This window comes from Gordonia sp. NPDC003504, assembly GCF_053587995.1.
On sequence record NZ_JBSFPC010000003.1, the window covers coordinates 59,189 to 74,298 of the forward strand.

Consider the following 15,110-nt stretch of genomic DNA (forward strand, 5'->3'; position numbering starts at 1 on the left):
GTCGGCTCGCGTTCACGGTGGGATGAACACGAATGAACGGCGTTGTGGTGATCCCCGAGCCATCAGTATCGGGAGCCGCTCTCAGCAGGGGCAACCAAGAATAGGGGTATTCGGCCGACCGTCCGACAATTCCACCCGATCGGACTACAGGAAAGTAACGCCGGGATTGGCCGGTGCGATGTATACGCACCGGCCCTTGCGCCGGAGTCCCTTCTCAGAACGCGTCGCCGAAGTCGAACAATGCCGACATCGTCGTCTGGCCGTCGAGTGCCTCGCGGATGATGTCGGCGTGGCCGCTGTGATGGGCGGTCTCCCGCAGCATGTGCAGCACCATCTTGCGCGCCGACCACCATTCGCGTTCGGGCTGCCACGGCGCGGTCTCCTGGGGGATCTGGTCGTCCAGATCGAGCCCGGCCACGGCGCGGTCGTAGGCGGCCGCCGCCTCGCGGTAGGCGGTGAGCCAGTCGTCGAGGATCTCGTCGTCGGTGAGTTCGTAGGCGTGCTCCATCAGTGACATGTCGAAGGTGGCCTCCTCGTCGCGGACCGTCATCGTCTCGGTGGCACCGCGCTCGACCAGCGTCAGGTGTTTGAGCAGTCCGCCGAGGGTGAGTTCGCTGACGGTGGTGCGCGTCCGTGCCTGGGCGTCGTCGAGGTCGCGGAGTGTCACGAGGAAGACCTGACGTTGGTCGTCGAGGAGCGTGAGCAGTTCCTCCTTCTCGCCGGTGACATCGACGGACAGGGTGACGGGGGTGTAGGTGCCGGCCATGGTGAGTCCTTCTGGTGTGGGGTGAAGTGAACTGACGCTGTCGACGGTAAGGGTGATTGCGGACAACTTCGGTCCGCGATAGTCCGGCGGTTCTGGTGGGAATTCGGTTGCGGCGTCCTGGCTGCAGGGCGACGATGCGTGCATGACCTCCGACCCGACATCAGCTGCGGACCGCCACGCCGACGAACCCGCGGCGCTCGGCGGTCTGCGCCGCAAACCGCATCGCGGCGGTGATCGGGCGCTGCTCGACGAGGTCCTCGACTCCACGCTGGTCGGCACCTTGTCGACGGTGATCGATGGCTGGCCGTGGTCGGTGCCGATGCTGTTCGCCCGCGACGGCGACGCGCTCCTGCTGCACGGATCCATCGCCGCCGGCGCCCTGCGTCATGTCGCCGAAGGCGTTCCGTCCACGTTCACCGTGTTCATCCTCGACGGCATCGTCGTCGCCGATGCGCTGTTCGATCACTCCGCGAACTATCGGTCGGCGGTCATCCGCGGCATCCCCGAGCGCGCCGACGACGAGGTCGCAGCGCTGAAAGTGCTGTCGGACAAGCTGATTCCCGGGCGCGTCGCCGAGGCCCCGGAGATCACCCGCAAGGAACGGGCGGCAACCATCGCCCTGCGCATCCCGATCGTCGACGGGCAGTGGATCGCGAAGGCGCGCATCGGTGGTCCCGGCGTCGAGACCGAGAACTGGACCGGTGTGGTGCCGACACGCACCGTCTTCGACGATCCGATCACCGCCACCGGACATCGGGTTCCCGAGTCGGTCCGGCGGCTGGTTGGTGGCTGACGTGAGGCATGTGGCCCCAACGGATTTCGTCTCGCCGGCCGTGCACTGATCCGAGTGGCGATATAACCGGGATGGCTCAGGGCATCGGAGGAGATTATTGCTTCCGTCCGGCCCGGCCGTCCCGTCTATATCGCATGGTCCGGCCGAGCGGCGATACAAACGCGGTGTCAGAGGGCACTCGCGTCGTATATCGACACGGGAGACCTCTCACGCCGCGTTCATATCGGTATCCGGCGGGCGAAATGGTGGTGGTGGGCCCGAGTAAGCTGAGTCACACTTGCCGGCCGTGGTCTGGCCGCGCGGGCACAGGGCGTCAATCCCGGAGAGGGTCGGCAGACAGCACAGGAGGTGACGTATGCCCGAGTCGTTGGCTGCGCCGGTCACCGATGCGTTGCGTCGTCTGCGTCGGGTCAGTGGGGTTTCGCTCGCCTTCGGCGGCATCGTGCAGAGGGGTCGGGCGCTGCGGCTGAGCCAGTTCGTCGGGCCGACCGTCGGTGCCCTCAACGGCGTGGCCGTCGACATCGGGCACGGGCTGGGCGGCAAGGTCGTGGCCACCAACCGGCCGCTCGTCGTCGACGACTACCTGCGGACCCCGCGGATCACGCACCGCTACAACGCCGTCATCGAAACCGAGGGTCTGCGTGCGATGGCGGCGGCGCCGGTCATCGTCGACCGCGAACCCGTCGCGGTGATCTACGGGGCACTGCACACCGACGACCCGATCGGTGGCCGGGCGCTGGATGCGTTGGCCCTGGAGGCCCGCACCCTGGAACAACAGATCGTGGCGTCGCGGACCTCGGTGGAGACCGCGGCCGCCGACCCCGACGCCGATGCCCTCCGCATCCGGATGACGCAGGCGTACACGCAGTTACGGGAACTCGCGAGGTCGGTCGACGACGCCGACATCGCCGACGCGATCGCCCGCATCACCGACGGCTTGCTCGACGCCGGTCCCGACACCGACGCCGTCGAATTGACCGCGCGGGAGCAGGACGTGGTGGCGTTGGCCGCACTGGGGTACCCCAATGCGCGGATCGCCGAGTCGTTGGGAATCGGCGTGCAGACCGCCAAGGGCTACATGAAGGATGCGATGCGGAAACTGGGTGCGGCGAGCCGGTTGGAAGCGGTCGTCGTGGCGCGCCGGTCCGGGCTGTTGCCGTGACCCCGCCCTGAGGCCATCAAACACGGTGTCGGCGCGGGTGTTTCGTGTCCGCGCGGTGCCCACGCCAGGAGCGGTCATTGCACAGACCGCGTGAACGTGAGGGCGCCGCGCCGACGAGGATCAGCCGCGTCGGCGTTATGCGAGGTCAGGCCGGTGTTGTGTAGACCAGCTTGACGAACTCGGCCCGATTGCGGACGCGGGTCAGAGCGAAGATCCGGCTGACGTACTTCTTGACGGTGTCGACCTCCAGGCGCAGCACGGCGGCGATTTCCTCATTGGTGAGACCGTCGGAGACCAGAGCGCCGATCTCCTGCTGGCTTGGGGTGAGGTGGGTGCGCCAGTCGGGCACCGGGTTCCCGGGCATCGACTTGGCCTGTGCCGACAACTGCCCCGCCAACAACCCCAGTGCGTGTACACGAGTCGGCGGCAGGTCCTTGCCCTCGGAGTCGAAGATGCCGATCAGTCCATGGCAATCGGCGGCGAGTCCCAGGTGCAGGACGGCGGCGCTGTGCAGGCGTCGTCGGTAGAGGAAGCCCTCGAGGTACTCGACCGCAGTCGATGGCAAGCGCCGCAGTTGACGGTGCGAGATGGCGCGCGGACCCTGCAGGGCGGCAAAGGATTCGGCCGATGCGAACATGTCGGTGCGATACCAGCCCGTCTGGTACTCGTCGATGATCGGCGTGATCCTGCCCGTGGTGACCGGGTCCGAGTCGGCGAACGCGCTGCGAAATGTCGGCCCCGCCAGGAATGTGGTGTTGGGGAACCCGTACTGCGTGTGCAGCGCGTCCATCAGGGTGTGTTTGAAGTGCTCGAGGGTGGCCGCCTGTTCGCACATGTCGAGCACCGCGAAGATCCGCTCGTACTCCGCGCTCGGCAGTGACTCGCGGGTGTCGACGTCGTGCATCAGGTGCGCCTCCTGTGATCCATGCCACAGGTGCCCCGAACCCATGAAACTCGACGCGGGATTCAGGTGCAAGGAGGAGTGTCCACTTTGGTGCACTGTGGTGTCGGTCACAGCGCGTCTACGGTGATCTCAGCGCGCACCGGACTCCGGTACGACACCCTCGCATTACCGCATGACCAGGAGAAACACACGATGAGCAGACTTCGCTTCGGCTACTTCATGGCCCCGTTCCACGTTCCCGGACGCAATCCGACCGCGGCTCTCGAGCGTGATCTGGAGATGGCCGTCCACCTGGACAAACTCGGCTACGACGAGGTCTGGTACGGCGAGCATCACTCCGCGGGCAGCGAGATCATCGCGTCGCCGGAGATCATGATCGCCGCCGCCGCCCAGCGGGCGCCGCGGATCACCTTCGGGACCGGCGTGACGTCGCTGTCCTATCACAATCCGCTGTGGGCGGCCGATCGGATCATGCAACTCGATCACCTCACGCGGGGCCGTACGGTGTTCGGGATCGGGCCGGGCTCGTTGCCGACGGACTCGGCGATGATCGGTCTCGACCCGACCGACACGCGTGAACTGCTGTCGGAGAACCTCGACATCGTCGTCCGGTTGATGCGGGGTGAGACGGTGAGCGCCAAGACCCGCACTCATGAGTTGTTCGACGCGAAGCTGCAGCTCGCGCCGTATTCGCCGGGCGGCATCGAGATCGCCCTCGCCGCGGTCGCCTCGCCGACGGGGCCGCGTCTGGCCGGTCGCTACGGACTGGGGCTGATCTCCATCGGCGCCACCCTGTCGGCCGACGGGTTCGACGCGCTCGCCCACCACTGGAATGTGATGGAGGAGCGGGCGCAGACCCACGGCACCAGCGTCGACCGGTCGCAGTGGCGTCTGGCCGGGCCGTTCCACATCGCCGAAACCGAGGCGCAGGCCCGCAAGCAGGTGGAGTACGGCATCGAGGAATGGTTCGACTACTTCCAGCATGTGGCCGCATTCCCGCAGATGGCGGTGTCGGGCAGTCGGCTGACGGAGATGATCGACTTCATCAACGAGGCCGGCATCGGCGTCATCGGCACACCAGAGCAGGCGCGGGCGCAGGTGCAGCGGTTGTGGGATCAATCCGGCGGCTTCGGCTGCATGCTGCAGATGGGTCATGACTGGGCCAATCCCGAGGACACCAGGAGGTCGGCGGAACTGTTCGCCGACGAGGTGTTCCCGCACTTCCAGGAGCAGGCCCAGCCCACCCTCGATGCCGCTGCGCTGGCGCGGTCGGTGCGCGAGGGTCATGCGAAGAAACAGATGGAGGCCGTCGACCACATGACCCGCAAGTATGAGCAGGAAGTCTCGGCCAAGGGCTGACACGGCACGGCCTGCTGCCGCGGGTTGGATACAGAAGGAGTGAATGGATGAGTCCGCAACTTGCGCGACCTGATTCGGTGGCAACGGGTTTCCGTGAGGCGATGGCTCATGTGTGCACGCCGGTCACCGTCATCACGACCTTCGACGGTGACCGGCCGCACGGCACCACGGTCAGTGCGTTCATGTCGCTGTCGATGGGGCCGCCGATGGTGGCGGTCGCGCTCGACGGTGATTCCGAACTGCTCGCGCTGATCCGGGAGTCGGAACGATTCGGGGTCAACGTGTTGGCGTCCGAGCAATCGGATGTGGCGCTGGCGTTTGCCCGCAAGGGCCGTGACAAGTTCGACGGTGTCGGCTGGCGGCGACGTGACGGCCTTCCTGCCCTCGACGGCACCTCGGGCTGGGTCGCCTGCACCGCAACAGAGTTCGCTGTCGGTGGCGATCATACGGTGATCTTCGGCGAGGTGATCGGTGCGGATCACGAGGTCGCCGAACCGCTGACCTATCACCGCCGGGTGTTCGGCACCCACCGGGGGCGCCGATGATCATCGTCGTCGACGCCGAGGGACTGACGCTGCACGATCCCCACGACTACACCTGTCTGCGGGTGGGGGACGGTGCGGCGGGATCGTCCGATACCCGAATGGGACTGCGGCGTAGAGCATTCGGTCGCGTCGACGACGGCGGTCGGGTGCGGATCAACACCCGGGCGCTGGCCGCCGAACTGCGTGGCGTGCACGCGTTCAGCGGCCGATGGTTCCCGGTGCTCCTGGCGTGCGCGACCCTGTGGGGGTGGGAACGGTGCGGTGACGAATTGGTCGGTGCCGCGGGCGACGTCGAGGTCAGTGCTCTCGCAGCGCCTCGATGAGTTCGTCCTTCTTCATCGACGAGTACCCGGTCAGGTCGAGTTCCTTTGCGCGCGAGCGCAGCTCGTCGACGGTCCAGTCCTCGTAGGAGCCGGAGTGTCCGCCACGCGCGCCCACCTTCGAACGGCCCTGGGCGGCTGCGGCATTCGCGATGCGGGCGGACTTCTCCTTGGAGTTCCCCTCATCGCGGAGCTTCTCGTACAGTTCGTCGTCCTTGACCGACGGTCCGGGATCGTCGGCGGGCTTGTTGTCTGCGGCCATGGTGCCTCCTTCTGGCACCACGCTACGCCGAGTGGTCGGCAAGGCGGTCCGATCGAGGTATCCCGTTCTCCGTTGACGGCGCTTGCCATGACGTTGACAGCGCTCAGGTGAGCGCCGTCAGTGGTGGGGAGAGCGCCGTCACGTTGCGCCGTCGATCCGCTCCTCGATGTCATCCCTACGAGTAACGTGACACCCGCCGCGGCATCGAGACCGCCACTGCCACACCCGACGACGACACGCGATCGGCGAAGGCAACGCCCGGACGGTGTACCCGTCGATGTCGGCGCAGGTGCCGACCGCCGCACGGTGAGAGAGGAATTCACGTTGAACACCATCACCAGCATCGCGACGGTGGCCACCGATCGCGCGGCCCGCTACGACAACCAACTCGCCTCGCATCTGAGTCGGCGGTCGGTCACCCGGTGGGAGGCGGCGACCGGCACCGGCACGCTCGAGATGGGTGACGGCGCCGCTCACGCCGAACTCGTGAGCACACCGGAAGCGCTGGTGTTCACCCTGACCACCGCACCGGACAACGCCGATCTGTACGAGGACGTCATCGGGCGCGCCGTGAGTCACGGCCTCGAATTGCGCGCCGACTCGGCTGACGATGACTGACACCCGAGTGCGTCGGGCATGGGACGAATTCCGTGGCTCCCGGTTTCTGCCGGCGACCGTGCTGGTGCTGATCCTGGGTTGCGCGGCAACACTGTTCGTCGCGTCCTACACGTACGCGACGGCCAACCCCAAACCGGAGAACATCCCGATCGTCGTCGTCGGCACCCTGGCGCCGTCGACCGCTGCGGCGCTGGAGCCCGAACTCGAAGTCGCACTAGGAAGTTCGCTCCAGGTGCGGCATGTGGACGACCGGTCGGAGGCTCTGGAGCTGATCGATGACCAGAAGGTGTTCGCGATCATCGAGACACGGTCGGGGTCGACGCATCTCGCTCTCGACGTGAGCGGCGCCTCCGGTCAGACGGTGGCCACCCTGCTGGAGGAGTCGATGCCGCCGGTTCTGGAGAAGGCCGGATTCACCGTCACCGTCACCGACATCAAGCCGCTGCAGGACGGAGATCCGCACGGGCTCACCATCTTCTACATGACGCTCGCGTCGGTGATCGTCGGATTCGTCGGCGCCGTACAACTCGGAGTGCACGCCAGGTCGTTACGACCTTGGGAGAGAATTGGATTCACCGCGGCGTACTCGATACTCGGTGGATTCGGGATGGCCGCGGTCGCCGACTGGCTTCTCGGAGCGCTGGACCTGCCGTTCGTGGAGTCGTGGTTCATCCTCACCTTGACGCTGTTCACCTGCGGCATGGTGTTCACGATGTTCAGTTCATTGTTCGGTCGGTGGGCAATGATCCCGACCTGGCTGGTGATGGTGCTGCTGGGCAATCCGTCCTCCGGAGGGGCGGTGTCGTGGCCGTTGCTTCCGCGCCTGCTGGCCACCATCGGTGGATGGTTACCGCCCGGAGCATCGGTCAACGCGCAGCACACCGCCGTGTATTTCCCGGATCACCAATATGTTTGGCCGTTCCTGGTGCTCGCCGGATGGTCGGTGGTCGGTTGCGCGGTGTACCTGTGGAGATCGAGGCCGGCGAGGTAGCGGGGTGCGTCGGGCGAACACGCCGAACGCCGCAGACACCTGCCTCGTGCGCACGCAGGGTACTACCCTGAGACCCGGCCGAGGTAGGCGGGTATGGGAGGAATGTGGGCGTGGGCAAGAAGGATGCGGGTAAGAAGGCCGGCGAACCCAAGAAGACCGATGAACCCAAGAAGACCGATGAACTCAAGAAGACCGATGAACTCAAGAAGACCGGTGAGAGCAAGAAGGACAAGGCCATTGCGCGGCTGGAGTCCGAGATCGGTCGGCTGACCACCGATCTGGCACGAGTGGAGAAGGCGGCCCGCAAACGCATCAAACGCTCCGAACGTGACGTCGCGAATCTGCGCACCGAACTGCTGAAGGTCGTTGGACTGGGATCCGACAAGGGCCCGAGGCCGACGTCTGCTGAGCCGAAGGCGGACGCGACACCGGCCGAAACGAAGCCGGCCGAGAAGAAGGCCGCCGAGTCGAAACCGGCCGAGTCCAAGCCTGCCGAGAAGAAACCCGCCGCCGAGAAACCGGCGGAGCCAAAGCCTGCCACGAAGCCTGCAGCGCAACCGAAGTCGACCCCCGCGACTCCGTCGACAGCGGCGCCGTCCACCCCACCGGCGTCGTCGACACTGTCCACCCCACCGTCGTCGGACGGTAAGAGTCCGGCGCAGAAGGCCACCGCCGCATGGGGTGTGGCGGCACCGGGTGAGAAGAAGCCCGCCCCGGCGACACCCGATCCGGCCAAGCCTGCGCCCGTCAAACCCGCGCCGGCGAAGGCTGCTCCCGCCAAACCTGCACCCGCCAAGCAGACCCCCGCCAAGCAGACCCCCGCGAAGCAGACCCCCGCCAAGGCCACACAGCGTGCGTCGCGGAGCGGTCCCACCGTCGCCGAATTGCGTACGCAGGCCAAGGCCAAGGGCATCAAGGGGTACTCGTCGATGACGAAGGCGCAGTTGATCGCCGCACTGAAGTGACTCGCTGAGGCGACGCCGCGGTAACCCGACGTTTGGCACCCGGCCCGCCGGCGGGGTGCAATGGACCGGTGAGTATCGAACCGCGTCTCGCCTCGCCCATCGGGCAGTGGCAGCAATTGTGCGCCGTCATCGACGGTCCGCTGCCCGAGATCGCGGTGCGATTCTCGCGATTCCTCGCGCCGACGGATGCCCACGAGGCATTGATCATCTTCACCCGCGAATGCACCGGACGACCGCGCAAGGTGGCCGGGACCCCGGACATCGTCGAGCGCGCCACCATCGACGAACTCGATCAGATCAAGAACACCGTCGGCGTCGGCGAGGTGAGTGAACTCGACGCCGTCCTCGGTGGTGCGCGCCGGCCGATCCGCGCCGTTCGCGACGCGACCGACACACTGTTGGTGCTGGTCCCCAGACGGAGCAGATCGGGGACGGGGACGTCGAAGGAGCTGCTGGCGGCCTGGTTCGCGATCGTCGCGGTGTCGATCCGGCAGCAGGTCGCCCAGGCGAGTCCCGATTACCTGGCCGAGTCGCGGGCCGCGTCCAGTGAGCGCGCCCGGACGATCGCGCAGCTCACTGAGGCGCACGAGGACACTCTGGCGTCCGTGCTGGGCACCCTGCGTTCGCGCGACCTGGACGATCGGACGGCGCGGTCGACGGCCGCGGAGACGGCATCGTCGGCGCTGATCACCCTGCGCGCGGTCGGTGACACCGACCGCAAGCTCGCCACCGAAGCGGTGACCACGGCGTTTCGTCGGCTGCAGGCCGAACTCGAACCGGCCTTGCGTCACCTTGCCGCCGACGTCGACTACGTCGGCCCGTCGGTCGACGGCAGTCCGCTGCCCGGGGAGATCGCACACGGTGCGCGGGCCATCGTGCGCGCGGCGGCGGTGGCCGTCGCCGCCCAACCGGAGCTGGCGCGGGTGCGCATCGAGTGGGACAGCAGTGGCGATGACCTCGTCGTCGACATCCGTGATCAGGGACCGGGTGAGCTCGATGGCGAGTTGCTCGCCCGGCAGCTGGCCGGTCGGCTGCAGGCGCTCAACGGGGAGCTCGAGGTGGAGTCGATCCCAGGGTGGGGGACGCGGGTGTCGGCGCGGATTCCGCTCGCGGCGTCGGCGGCCCGGCCCGACGAGGATCGGCTCTCGGCGCTGAATCCCCGTGAGGTGGAGGTGCTCGGGCACCTCGCACTCGGCCGCCGTAACAAGGCGATCGCCGCGGCGCTCGGAGTGTCGGAGAGCACGGTGAAGTTCCACGTCACGGCGATCCTGCAGAAGCTCAAGGTGTCCAACCGTGGGGAGGCGGGCCTGCTCGCGGCGAGTGCGGGCATCGTCGCCGAATAACAGCGGGCCGAAGGAACGTGGTCGGGCCGGTCTGTACTTTCGTCTAGGTAGAACCATCCATTCGGATGGATGCATGTGTTCCCGACCCCGACAACACTGGGTACGGCACGTGCATGTCGCAGGTGTCAACGGTTTCTGTCATCGAGAGGATTGAGAAGCGGATATGTCGCAGACGGTCAAGGGAGTTATTTCGCGCAGCAAGAATGCGCCGACCGAACTGGTGGACGTGGTGGTTCCCGACCCGGGTGCGCACGATGTGATCGTCAAGATCGCTGCCTGCGGCGTCTGCCACACCGACCTCGCCTACAAGCAGGGCGGGATCAACGACGAGTACCCCTTCCTCCTCGGCCATGAGGCGGCCGGCGTCGTGGAGGCGATCGGGTCCGACGTCACCCACGTCGAGGTCGGCGACTTCGTCGTCCTCAACTGGCGCGCCGTCTGCGGCGAGTGTCGCGCCTGCAAGCGCGGACGCCCGTGGTACTGCTTCAACACCCACAACGCCAGCAAGGCGATGACGCTGGCCGACGGCACCGAACTCACCCCCGCCCTGGGCATCGGGGCGTTCATCGAGAAAACCCTCATCCACGAGGGTCAGTGCACCAAGGTCAACCCCGACACCGACCCGGCCGTCGCCGGGCTCCTCGGCTGCGGTGTGATGGCCGGCCTCGGCGCCGCGATGAACACCGGCAACGTCGGCCGTGGCGATTCGGTGGCCGTCATCGGCTGCGGTGGTGTCGGTGACGCGGCGATCGCCGGCGCGCGACTGGCCGGTGCCACCACGATCATCGCGATCGACCGGGACGCCTCGAAGTTGGAGTGGGCGAAGGATCTCGGTGCCACCCACACCATCAACGGTGCCGAGGTCGACGACGTCGTCACAGCCGTGCAGGACCTCACCGACGGCTTCGGTGTCGACGTGGTCGTCGACGCGGTGGGCCGCCCGGAGACCTGGAAGCAGGCCTTCTACCTGCGGGATCTGGCCGGAACCGTGGTCCTGGTCGGGGTGCCGACCCCGGAGATGACCCTGGAGATGCCGCTGGTCGACTTCTTCTCCCGCGGCGGTTCGCTGAAGTCGTCGTGGTACGGCGACTGCCTGCCCGAGCGCGACTTCCCGATGCTCATCGACCTCTACGAGCAGGGTCGGCTGCCGCTGGAGAAGTTCGTCACCGAACGGGTCGGACTCGGCGACGTCGAGGCCGCGTTCTCGGCGATGGAGGCCGGCAAGGTGCTGCGCTCGGTGGTCGAGGTCAAGCAGTGAGCGACCTGCGTATCGACAATGTCGTCACGTCGGGGACATTCTCGCTCGACGGCGGGACCTGGGATGTCGACAACAACATCTGGCTGGTCGGCAACGACGACGAGGTGGTCATCATCGACGCCGCGCATTCGGCGGCGCCGATCCTGGCGGCGGTCGGCGACCGCACAGTCAAGGCGATCGTGCTCACGCACGGCCACAATGACCACGTGACCGTGGCACCGGAACTGTCCAAAGAGACCGGCGCGCCGATCCTGCTGCATCCCGGTGACGACATGCTGTGGAACGACACCCATCCCGACGTCGAGCACGAGGATCTGTCCGACGGGCAGCAGATCGAGGTCGCGGGGACGACGTTGACGGTGATCAACACGCCCGGGCATTCGCCGGGGTCGTCGGTGATCTACGTGCCCGAGGCCGGAGTGCTCTTCAGTGGCGACACCCTGTTCCAGGGTGGCCCCGGGGCGACGGGGCGCTCGTTCTCGAGCTTCCCGACGATCATCGAATCCATCCGCGACAAGATCTTCGTCCTCGATCCCGAGACCAAGGTCTACACCGGTCACGGGGACGGCACCACGATCGCCGAGGAGGCCCCCCACCTTGAGGAATGGATCAAGCGGGGGAGCTGACGGCGGGCGATCCGCTCCCGTGAGGTAGCTCACAGTTACCTCACAGCTATTGGTTGATCATGCAAGCATTGTGATAGTTAGGCAATGCTTACCTCACTTGATAAGGCTGCGCCCTGGGCGATCGGGATCTTCCGGATCATCGTCGGCTTCCTGTTCTTCTGCCACGGCACGTCCACGCTGTTCGCCTGGCCGGTCGCGCCCTACGGCGGTTCCACCGCCGAGTTCGGGGCGTGGCCGTCCTGGTGGGCGGCGGCGATTCAGCTCGTCGGCGGGCTGATGGTCATGCTGGGCGTCGGAACGCGGATCGCTGCATTCATCGGTTCCGGGTCGATGGCCGTGGCCTACTTCTGGAAGCATCTCGGCGACGGGATGCTTCCGATCCAGAACGACGGCGACTCGGCGGCACTGTTCTGCTGGTCGCTGCTGCTGCTCGTCTTCATCGGATCCGGCCGCTGGGCGCTGGAGTCGGTGCTCTTCCGCAGCGCCAGTGATCGACCGGCGGGTTCGTCGGCGGCGCCGGTGTCGTCGATCGCGAACTGACCGCGGGCAACGGTCGCCCGGCCCGCCGTCGGTGCTCGATTCCGGCCGATGGTGTGGCCGCCGGCCGGAGGCGGAGTATCAACCCCGAAAGCCGAAGCGCGAGTTCAGTTCTGATGCTGCGGCGGTGACCTGGGCAGCGATGTCCGCGGCGTGGTCGGGGTCGACGCGGTACCGCGGCCCGGACACGCTCAGGGCCGAGATCACCGCGCCGGTCTGATCACGGATCGGCGCGGCGATCGCGACCAGACCGACCTCGAGTTCCTCGTCGGCGATGGCCCACCCGCGCTCGCGGACCTGCGCCAGATCGGCCAGGAGTGCCTCGATGTCGGTGATCGTGTGATCGGTGTAGCGGGTGAGGCCGCCGGCGAACAGTTCGCGGATCTCGTTGTCGGACAACGCGCTCAATAGCACCTTGCCCGACGACGTGGCATGCGCGGGTGAGGTCTGACCCACCCACGTCTGCAGGGCGACACTCGAGGTGCCCTGTGCCTCAACGATGTTGACCGCCTGATTACCGCCGAGGACGGCGAGGTTGGTGGTCTCACCGAACTCGCCGGCCAGCTTCTCGCAGATCTCCTGGCCCTGCTTGGACAGATCGAATGAGGCGTTGGTCGAACTGGCAAGGCGCACAACGGTGAAACCGATGCGATACTTGCGGCTGCCGGGTTCGGGCTCGACGAAGCCACGGGACTCCAGCGAGCCCACGATGCGCGACACCGTCGACTTGTGGACGCCGAGTTCGGCGGCCAGTTCGGTGATGCCCGCCGACCCCATCGCGCCGATGAGTTCCAGGACGGCCAGTGCACGATCGACGGATTGGACGGCTCCGGACGGCGTGGGGGCCTCGTCGCCGGTCCTGTTCTCCTGCGTGGCCATGATGGTGCCCACTGTAGACGACCGCGGCGGCACCCCCGGGAACGCACCCGCGCCGTTGCGGGTGCGTGGTGGGTGGGCCAGCGTCATGGCGTCTCCGCGGACGTCACGGTCTCCGCCACGGCGACGACCTCGTCGTCGACGACGGTCACCACGTCCATCTCGCCGGTGGCGATCGATTCGGCCTGCCGGCGGACGTGCTCGTCGACCTGCTCGGTGAGTTGGGTCCGGGCCACGATCAGCGGGTCGTGCCGCAGGTCGAGGTAGAGCGACACACACATCCCGATCATCACGATGAGAAACGGCAACGCCGCGATGATCGCCATCTGTTTGATGCCGTTGAGGCCGTCGTCGCCACTGATCGCCAGCAGCAGGGCGGCCACCGCGCCGGTCACCGTGCCCCAGAAGATGGTGACCGCGCGGGTCGGCTCGTGCGCCCCGCGTTCGCTCAGTGTCCCCATTACGAGAGACGCCGAGTCGGCGCCGGAGACGAAGAAGATCGCGACGAGGATCATCACCAACGCCGAGGCGATCCCGGTCCACGGTAGGTGTGACAACACGTCGAAGAGGGTGTCCTCGCTGGCCGCGGTGGCGGCGTTGAATCCCAGGACGCCGGTCATCTGTTCACGGATGGCGGTGCCACCGAAGATCGCGAACCACACCAGCGAGACCGCCGTCGGCACCACCATCACGCCGACCACGAACTCGCGGATGGTGCGGCCCTTGGAGATCTTCGCCAGAAACATCCCGACGAACGGGGTCCACGACACCCACCACGCCCAGTAGAAGATCGTCCAGCTCGACAGCCAGGCCGCGCCGTCGGCGTCCACGGTGGCCGACGATCGTGCCGAGAAGGCGGTGATGTCGTTGGCGTAGGCGCCGAGGGTGGTGGGCAGCACGTTGAGGATGAAGACGGTCGGGCCGACGACGAAGACGAAGACGGCCAGGATCACCGCAAGGACCATGTTCGTATTCGACAGCCACTGAATGCCTTTGGAGATGCCGGACACCGCCGAGGCGACGAAGCAGGCCGTGAGGATGGCGATGATCGCCACCAGCAGCATCGTCGACGGCTCGTCGACCCAGCCGATCTTGCTCAGGCCCGAACCGATCTGCAGGGCACCGAGTCCCAATGACGCGACGGTGCCGAACAGGGTCGCGAAGATCGCCAGGATGTCGATGAGTTTGCCGACCGGCCCGTTGGTGGAACCGCCGAGCAGCGGGGCAAACACCGCGCTCATCAGCTGGGTGCGGCCGAGGCGGTAGGTGCTGTAGGCAATGGCCAGGCCGACGACGGCGTACATCGCCCACGGGTGAAATCCCCAGTGGAACATCGTGGTCGCCATCGCCACCCCGATGTCGTTGACGTCGGTGTTGGGTGGGGCCTCGACGTAGTGGAACAGCGGTTCGTAGGCGCCGAAGAACATCAGGCCGATGCCCATTCCGGCGCTGAACATCATCGCAATCCAACTGATCGTGCGGTACTCGGGCTTTTCGCCATCCTTGCCGAGCGGGATGCGGCCGTACCTGCTGACGGCCAGCCAGACCGCGAAGATCACGAAACCGGTTGCGGCGAGGACGAACAGCCACCCCAGATTGGCGGTGATCCAGGCCAGCACGGTGGCGCCGACCGACGCCAGGTTGTCCGGTGCGAGCAGACCCCAGATGAGGAATCCGACGACGAGGGCGGCGGTGACACCGAAGACGGTCGGGTCCAGTTGCGGTCGGGTGATCGACCGGAATCGTCCGGTTATCGATTGGTCGGTGCCGACGGGTTTCGTCATG

17 protein-coding genes are annotated in these 15,110 nt (G+C 66.8%); 12 read left to right on the forward strand and 5 right to left on the reverse strand.

Annotation, left to right across the window (positions count from 1 at the left end; genetic code table 11):
• Positions 1-214: 214 nt before the first annotated feature.
• A complete protein-coding gene (locus ACWDPV_RS07905; RefSeq protein ID WP_449742487.1) occupies positions 215-766 on the reverse strand; it encodes a DinB family protein in 552 nt (183 codons plus the stop codon).
• 142 nt (positions 767-908) lie between these two features.
• On the opposite strand from ACWDPV_RS07905, the gene ACWDPV_RS07910 reads away from it, so the two are divergent.
• Positions 909-1,559 (forward strand): pyridoxamine 5'-phosphate oxidase family protein, encoded by a 651-nt coding sequence (locus tag ACWDPV_RS07910; protein WP_348809277.1) that lies wholly within the window; start codon positions 909-911, stop codon positions 1,557-1,559.
• Between the two features lie 355 nt (positions 1,560-1,914).
• Entirely contained in the window at positions 1,915-2,721 is an 807-nt protein-coding gene (locus ACWDPV_RS07915) for a helix-turn-helix transcriptional regulator (RefSeq protein WP_348809278.1), read from the forward strand.
• A 145-nt stretch (positions 2,722-2,866) separates the two neighbouring features.
• On the opposite strand, the gene ACWDPV_RS07920 is transcribed toward ACWDPV_RS07915, so the two are convergent.
• The gene (locus ACWDPV_RS07920; RefSeq protein WP_449742488.1) at positions 2,867-3,736 is read right to left on the reverse strand and encodes a response regulator transcription factor; all 870 of its coding nucleotides are present in this window, start codon (positions 3,734-3,736) and stop codon (positions 2,867-2,869) included.
• A gap of 81 nt (positions 3,737-3,817) precedes the next feature.
• Between ACWDPV_RS07920 and ACWDPV_RS07925 the strand changes: the two genes are divergently transcribed.
• The 3 genes from ACWDPV_RS07925 to ACWDPV_RS07935 are packed head-to-tail and all read left to right on the forward strand — an operon-like array spanning position 3,818 to position 5,852.
• Positions 3,818-4,984 carry an LLM class flavin-dependent oxidoreductase gene (locus ACWDPV_RS07925; protein ID WP_348809280.1) on the forward strand — a complete coding sequence of 389 codons (1,167 nt, stop codon included), beginning with the start codon at positions 3,818-3,820 and terminating at the stop codon, positions 4,982-4,984.
• 47 nt (positions 4,985-5,031) lie between these two features.
• Positions 5,032-5,529 (forward strand): flavin reductase family protein, encoded by a 498-nt coding sequence (locus ACWDPV_RS07930; RefSeq protein ID WP_449742489.1) that lies wholly within the window; start codon positions 5,032-5,034, stop codon positions 5,527-5,529.
• Positions 5,526-5,852 (forward strand): hypothetical protein, encoded by a 327-nt coding sequence (locus ACWDPV_RS07935; RefSeq protein WP_449742490.1) that lies wholly within the window; start codon positions 5,526-5,528, stop codon positions 5,850-5,852. The genes ACWDPV_RS07930 and ACWDPV_RS07935 overlap by 4 nt, the downstream gene beginning before the upstream one ends.
• Here ACWDPV_RS07935 and ACWDPV_RS07940 read toward each other — a convergent pair.
• On the reverse strand, positions 5,827-6,111 hold the full coding sequence (locus tag ACWDPV_RS07940) for a DUF7218 family protein (RefSeq protein ID WP_348809282.1): 285 nt from the start codon (positions 6,109-6,111) through the stop codon (positions 5,827-5,829). The genes ACWDPV_RS07935 and ACWDPV_RS07940 overlap by 26 nt on opposite strands.
• 324 nt (positions 6,112-6,435) lie before the next feature.
• Here ACWDPV_RS07940 and ACWDPV_RS07945 point away from each other — a divergent pair, with 324 nt between their 5' ends.
• The 7 genes from ACWDPV_RS07945 to ACWDPV_RS07975 all read left to right on the forward strand — a co-directional run bounded on the left by ACWDPV_RS07945 (position 6,436) and on the right by ACWDPV_RS07975 (position 12,452).
• The gene (locus ACWDPV_RS07945) at positions 6,436-6,729 is read left to right on the forward strand and encodes a DUF2218 domain-containing protein (RefSeq protein ID WP_449742491.1); all 294 of its coding nucleotides are present in this window, start codon (positions 6,436-6,438) and stop codon (positions 6,727-6,729) included.
• On the forward strand, positions 6,722-7,720 hold the full coding sequence (locus ACWDPV_RS07950) for an ABC transporter permease (protein WP_449742492.1): 999 nt from the start codon (positions 6,722-6,724) through the stop codon (positions 7,718-7,720). The genes ACWDPV_RS07945 and ACWDPV_RS07950 overlap by 8 nt, the downstream gene beginning before the upstream one ends.
• Positions 7,721-7,830: 110 nt before the next feature.
• Entirely contained in the window at positions 7,831-8,685 is an 855-nt protein-coding gene (locus tag ACWDPV_RS07955) for a Rho termination factor N-terminal domain-containing protein (protein ID WP_449742493.1), read from the forward strand.
• A gap of 74 nt (positions 8,686-8,759) precedes the next feature.
• Entirely contained in the window at positions 8,760-10,028 is a 1,269-nt protein-coding gene (locus ACWDPV_RS07960; RefSeq protein WP_449742730.1) for a LuxR C-terminal-related transcriptional regulator, read from the forward strand.
• A gap of 163 nt (positions 10,029-10,191) precedes the next feature.
• Positions 10,192-11,286 carry an S-(hydroxymethyl)mycothiol dehydrogenase gene (locus tag ACWDPV_RS07965; RefSeq protein WP_449742494.1) on the forward strand — a complete coding sequence of 365 codons (1,095 nt, stop codon included), beginning with the start codon at positions 10,192-10,194 and terminating at the stop codon, positions 11,284-11,286.
• Entirely contained in the window at positions 11,283-11,912 is a 630-nt protein-coding gene (locus ACWDPV_RS07970; RefSeq protein ID WP_348805695.1) for an MBL fold metallo-hydrolase, read from the forward strand. Before ACWDPV_RS07965 ends, ACWDPV_RS07970 begins: the two co-directional genes overlap by 4 nt.
• Positions 11,913-11,996: 84 nt before the next feature.
• On the forward strand, positions 11,997-12,452 hold the full coding sequence (locus ACWDPV_RS07975; RefSeq protein ID WP_449742495.1) for a DoxX family protein: 456 nt from the start codon (positions 11,997-11,999) through the stop codon (positions 12,450-12,452).
• 78 nt (positions 12,453-12,530) lie between these two features.
• Here the strand turns inward: ACWDPV_RS07975 and ACWDPV_RS07980 are convergent, their stop codons facing one another.
• Both ACWDPV_RS07980 and ACWDPV_RS07985 read right to left on the reverse strand, forming a co-directional pair.
• Positions 12,531-13,328, reverse strand: coding sequence for an IclR family transcriptional regulator (locus ACWDPV_RS07980; RefSeq protein WP_449742731.1), 798 nt, complete (start codon positions 13,326-13,328; stop codon positions 12,531-12,533).
• Positions 13,329-13,411: 83 nt separating this feature from the next.
• On the reverse strand, positions 13,412-15,109 hold the full coding sequence (locus ACWDPV_RS07985; protein WP_449742496.1) for a BCCT family transporter: 1,698 nt from the start codon (positions 15,107-15,109) through the stop codon (positions 13,412-13,414).
• Position 15,110: the final 1 nt, after the last annotated feature.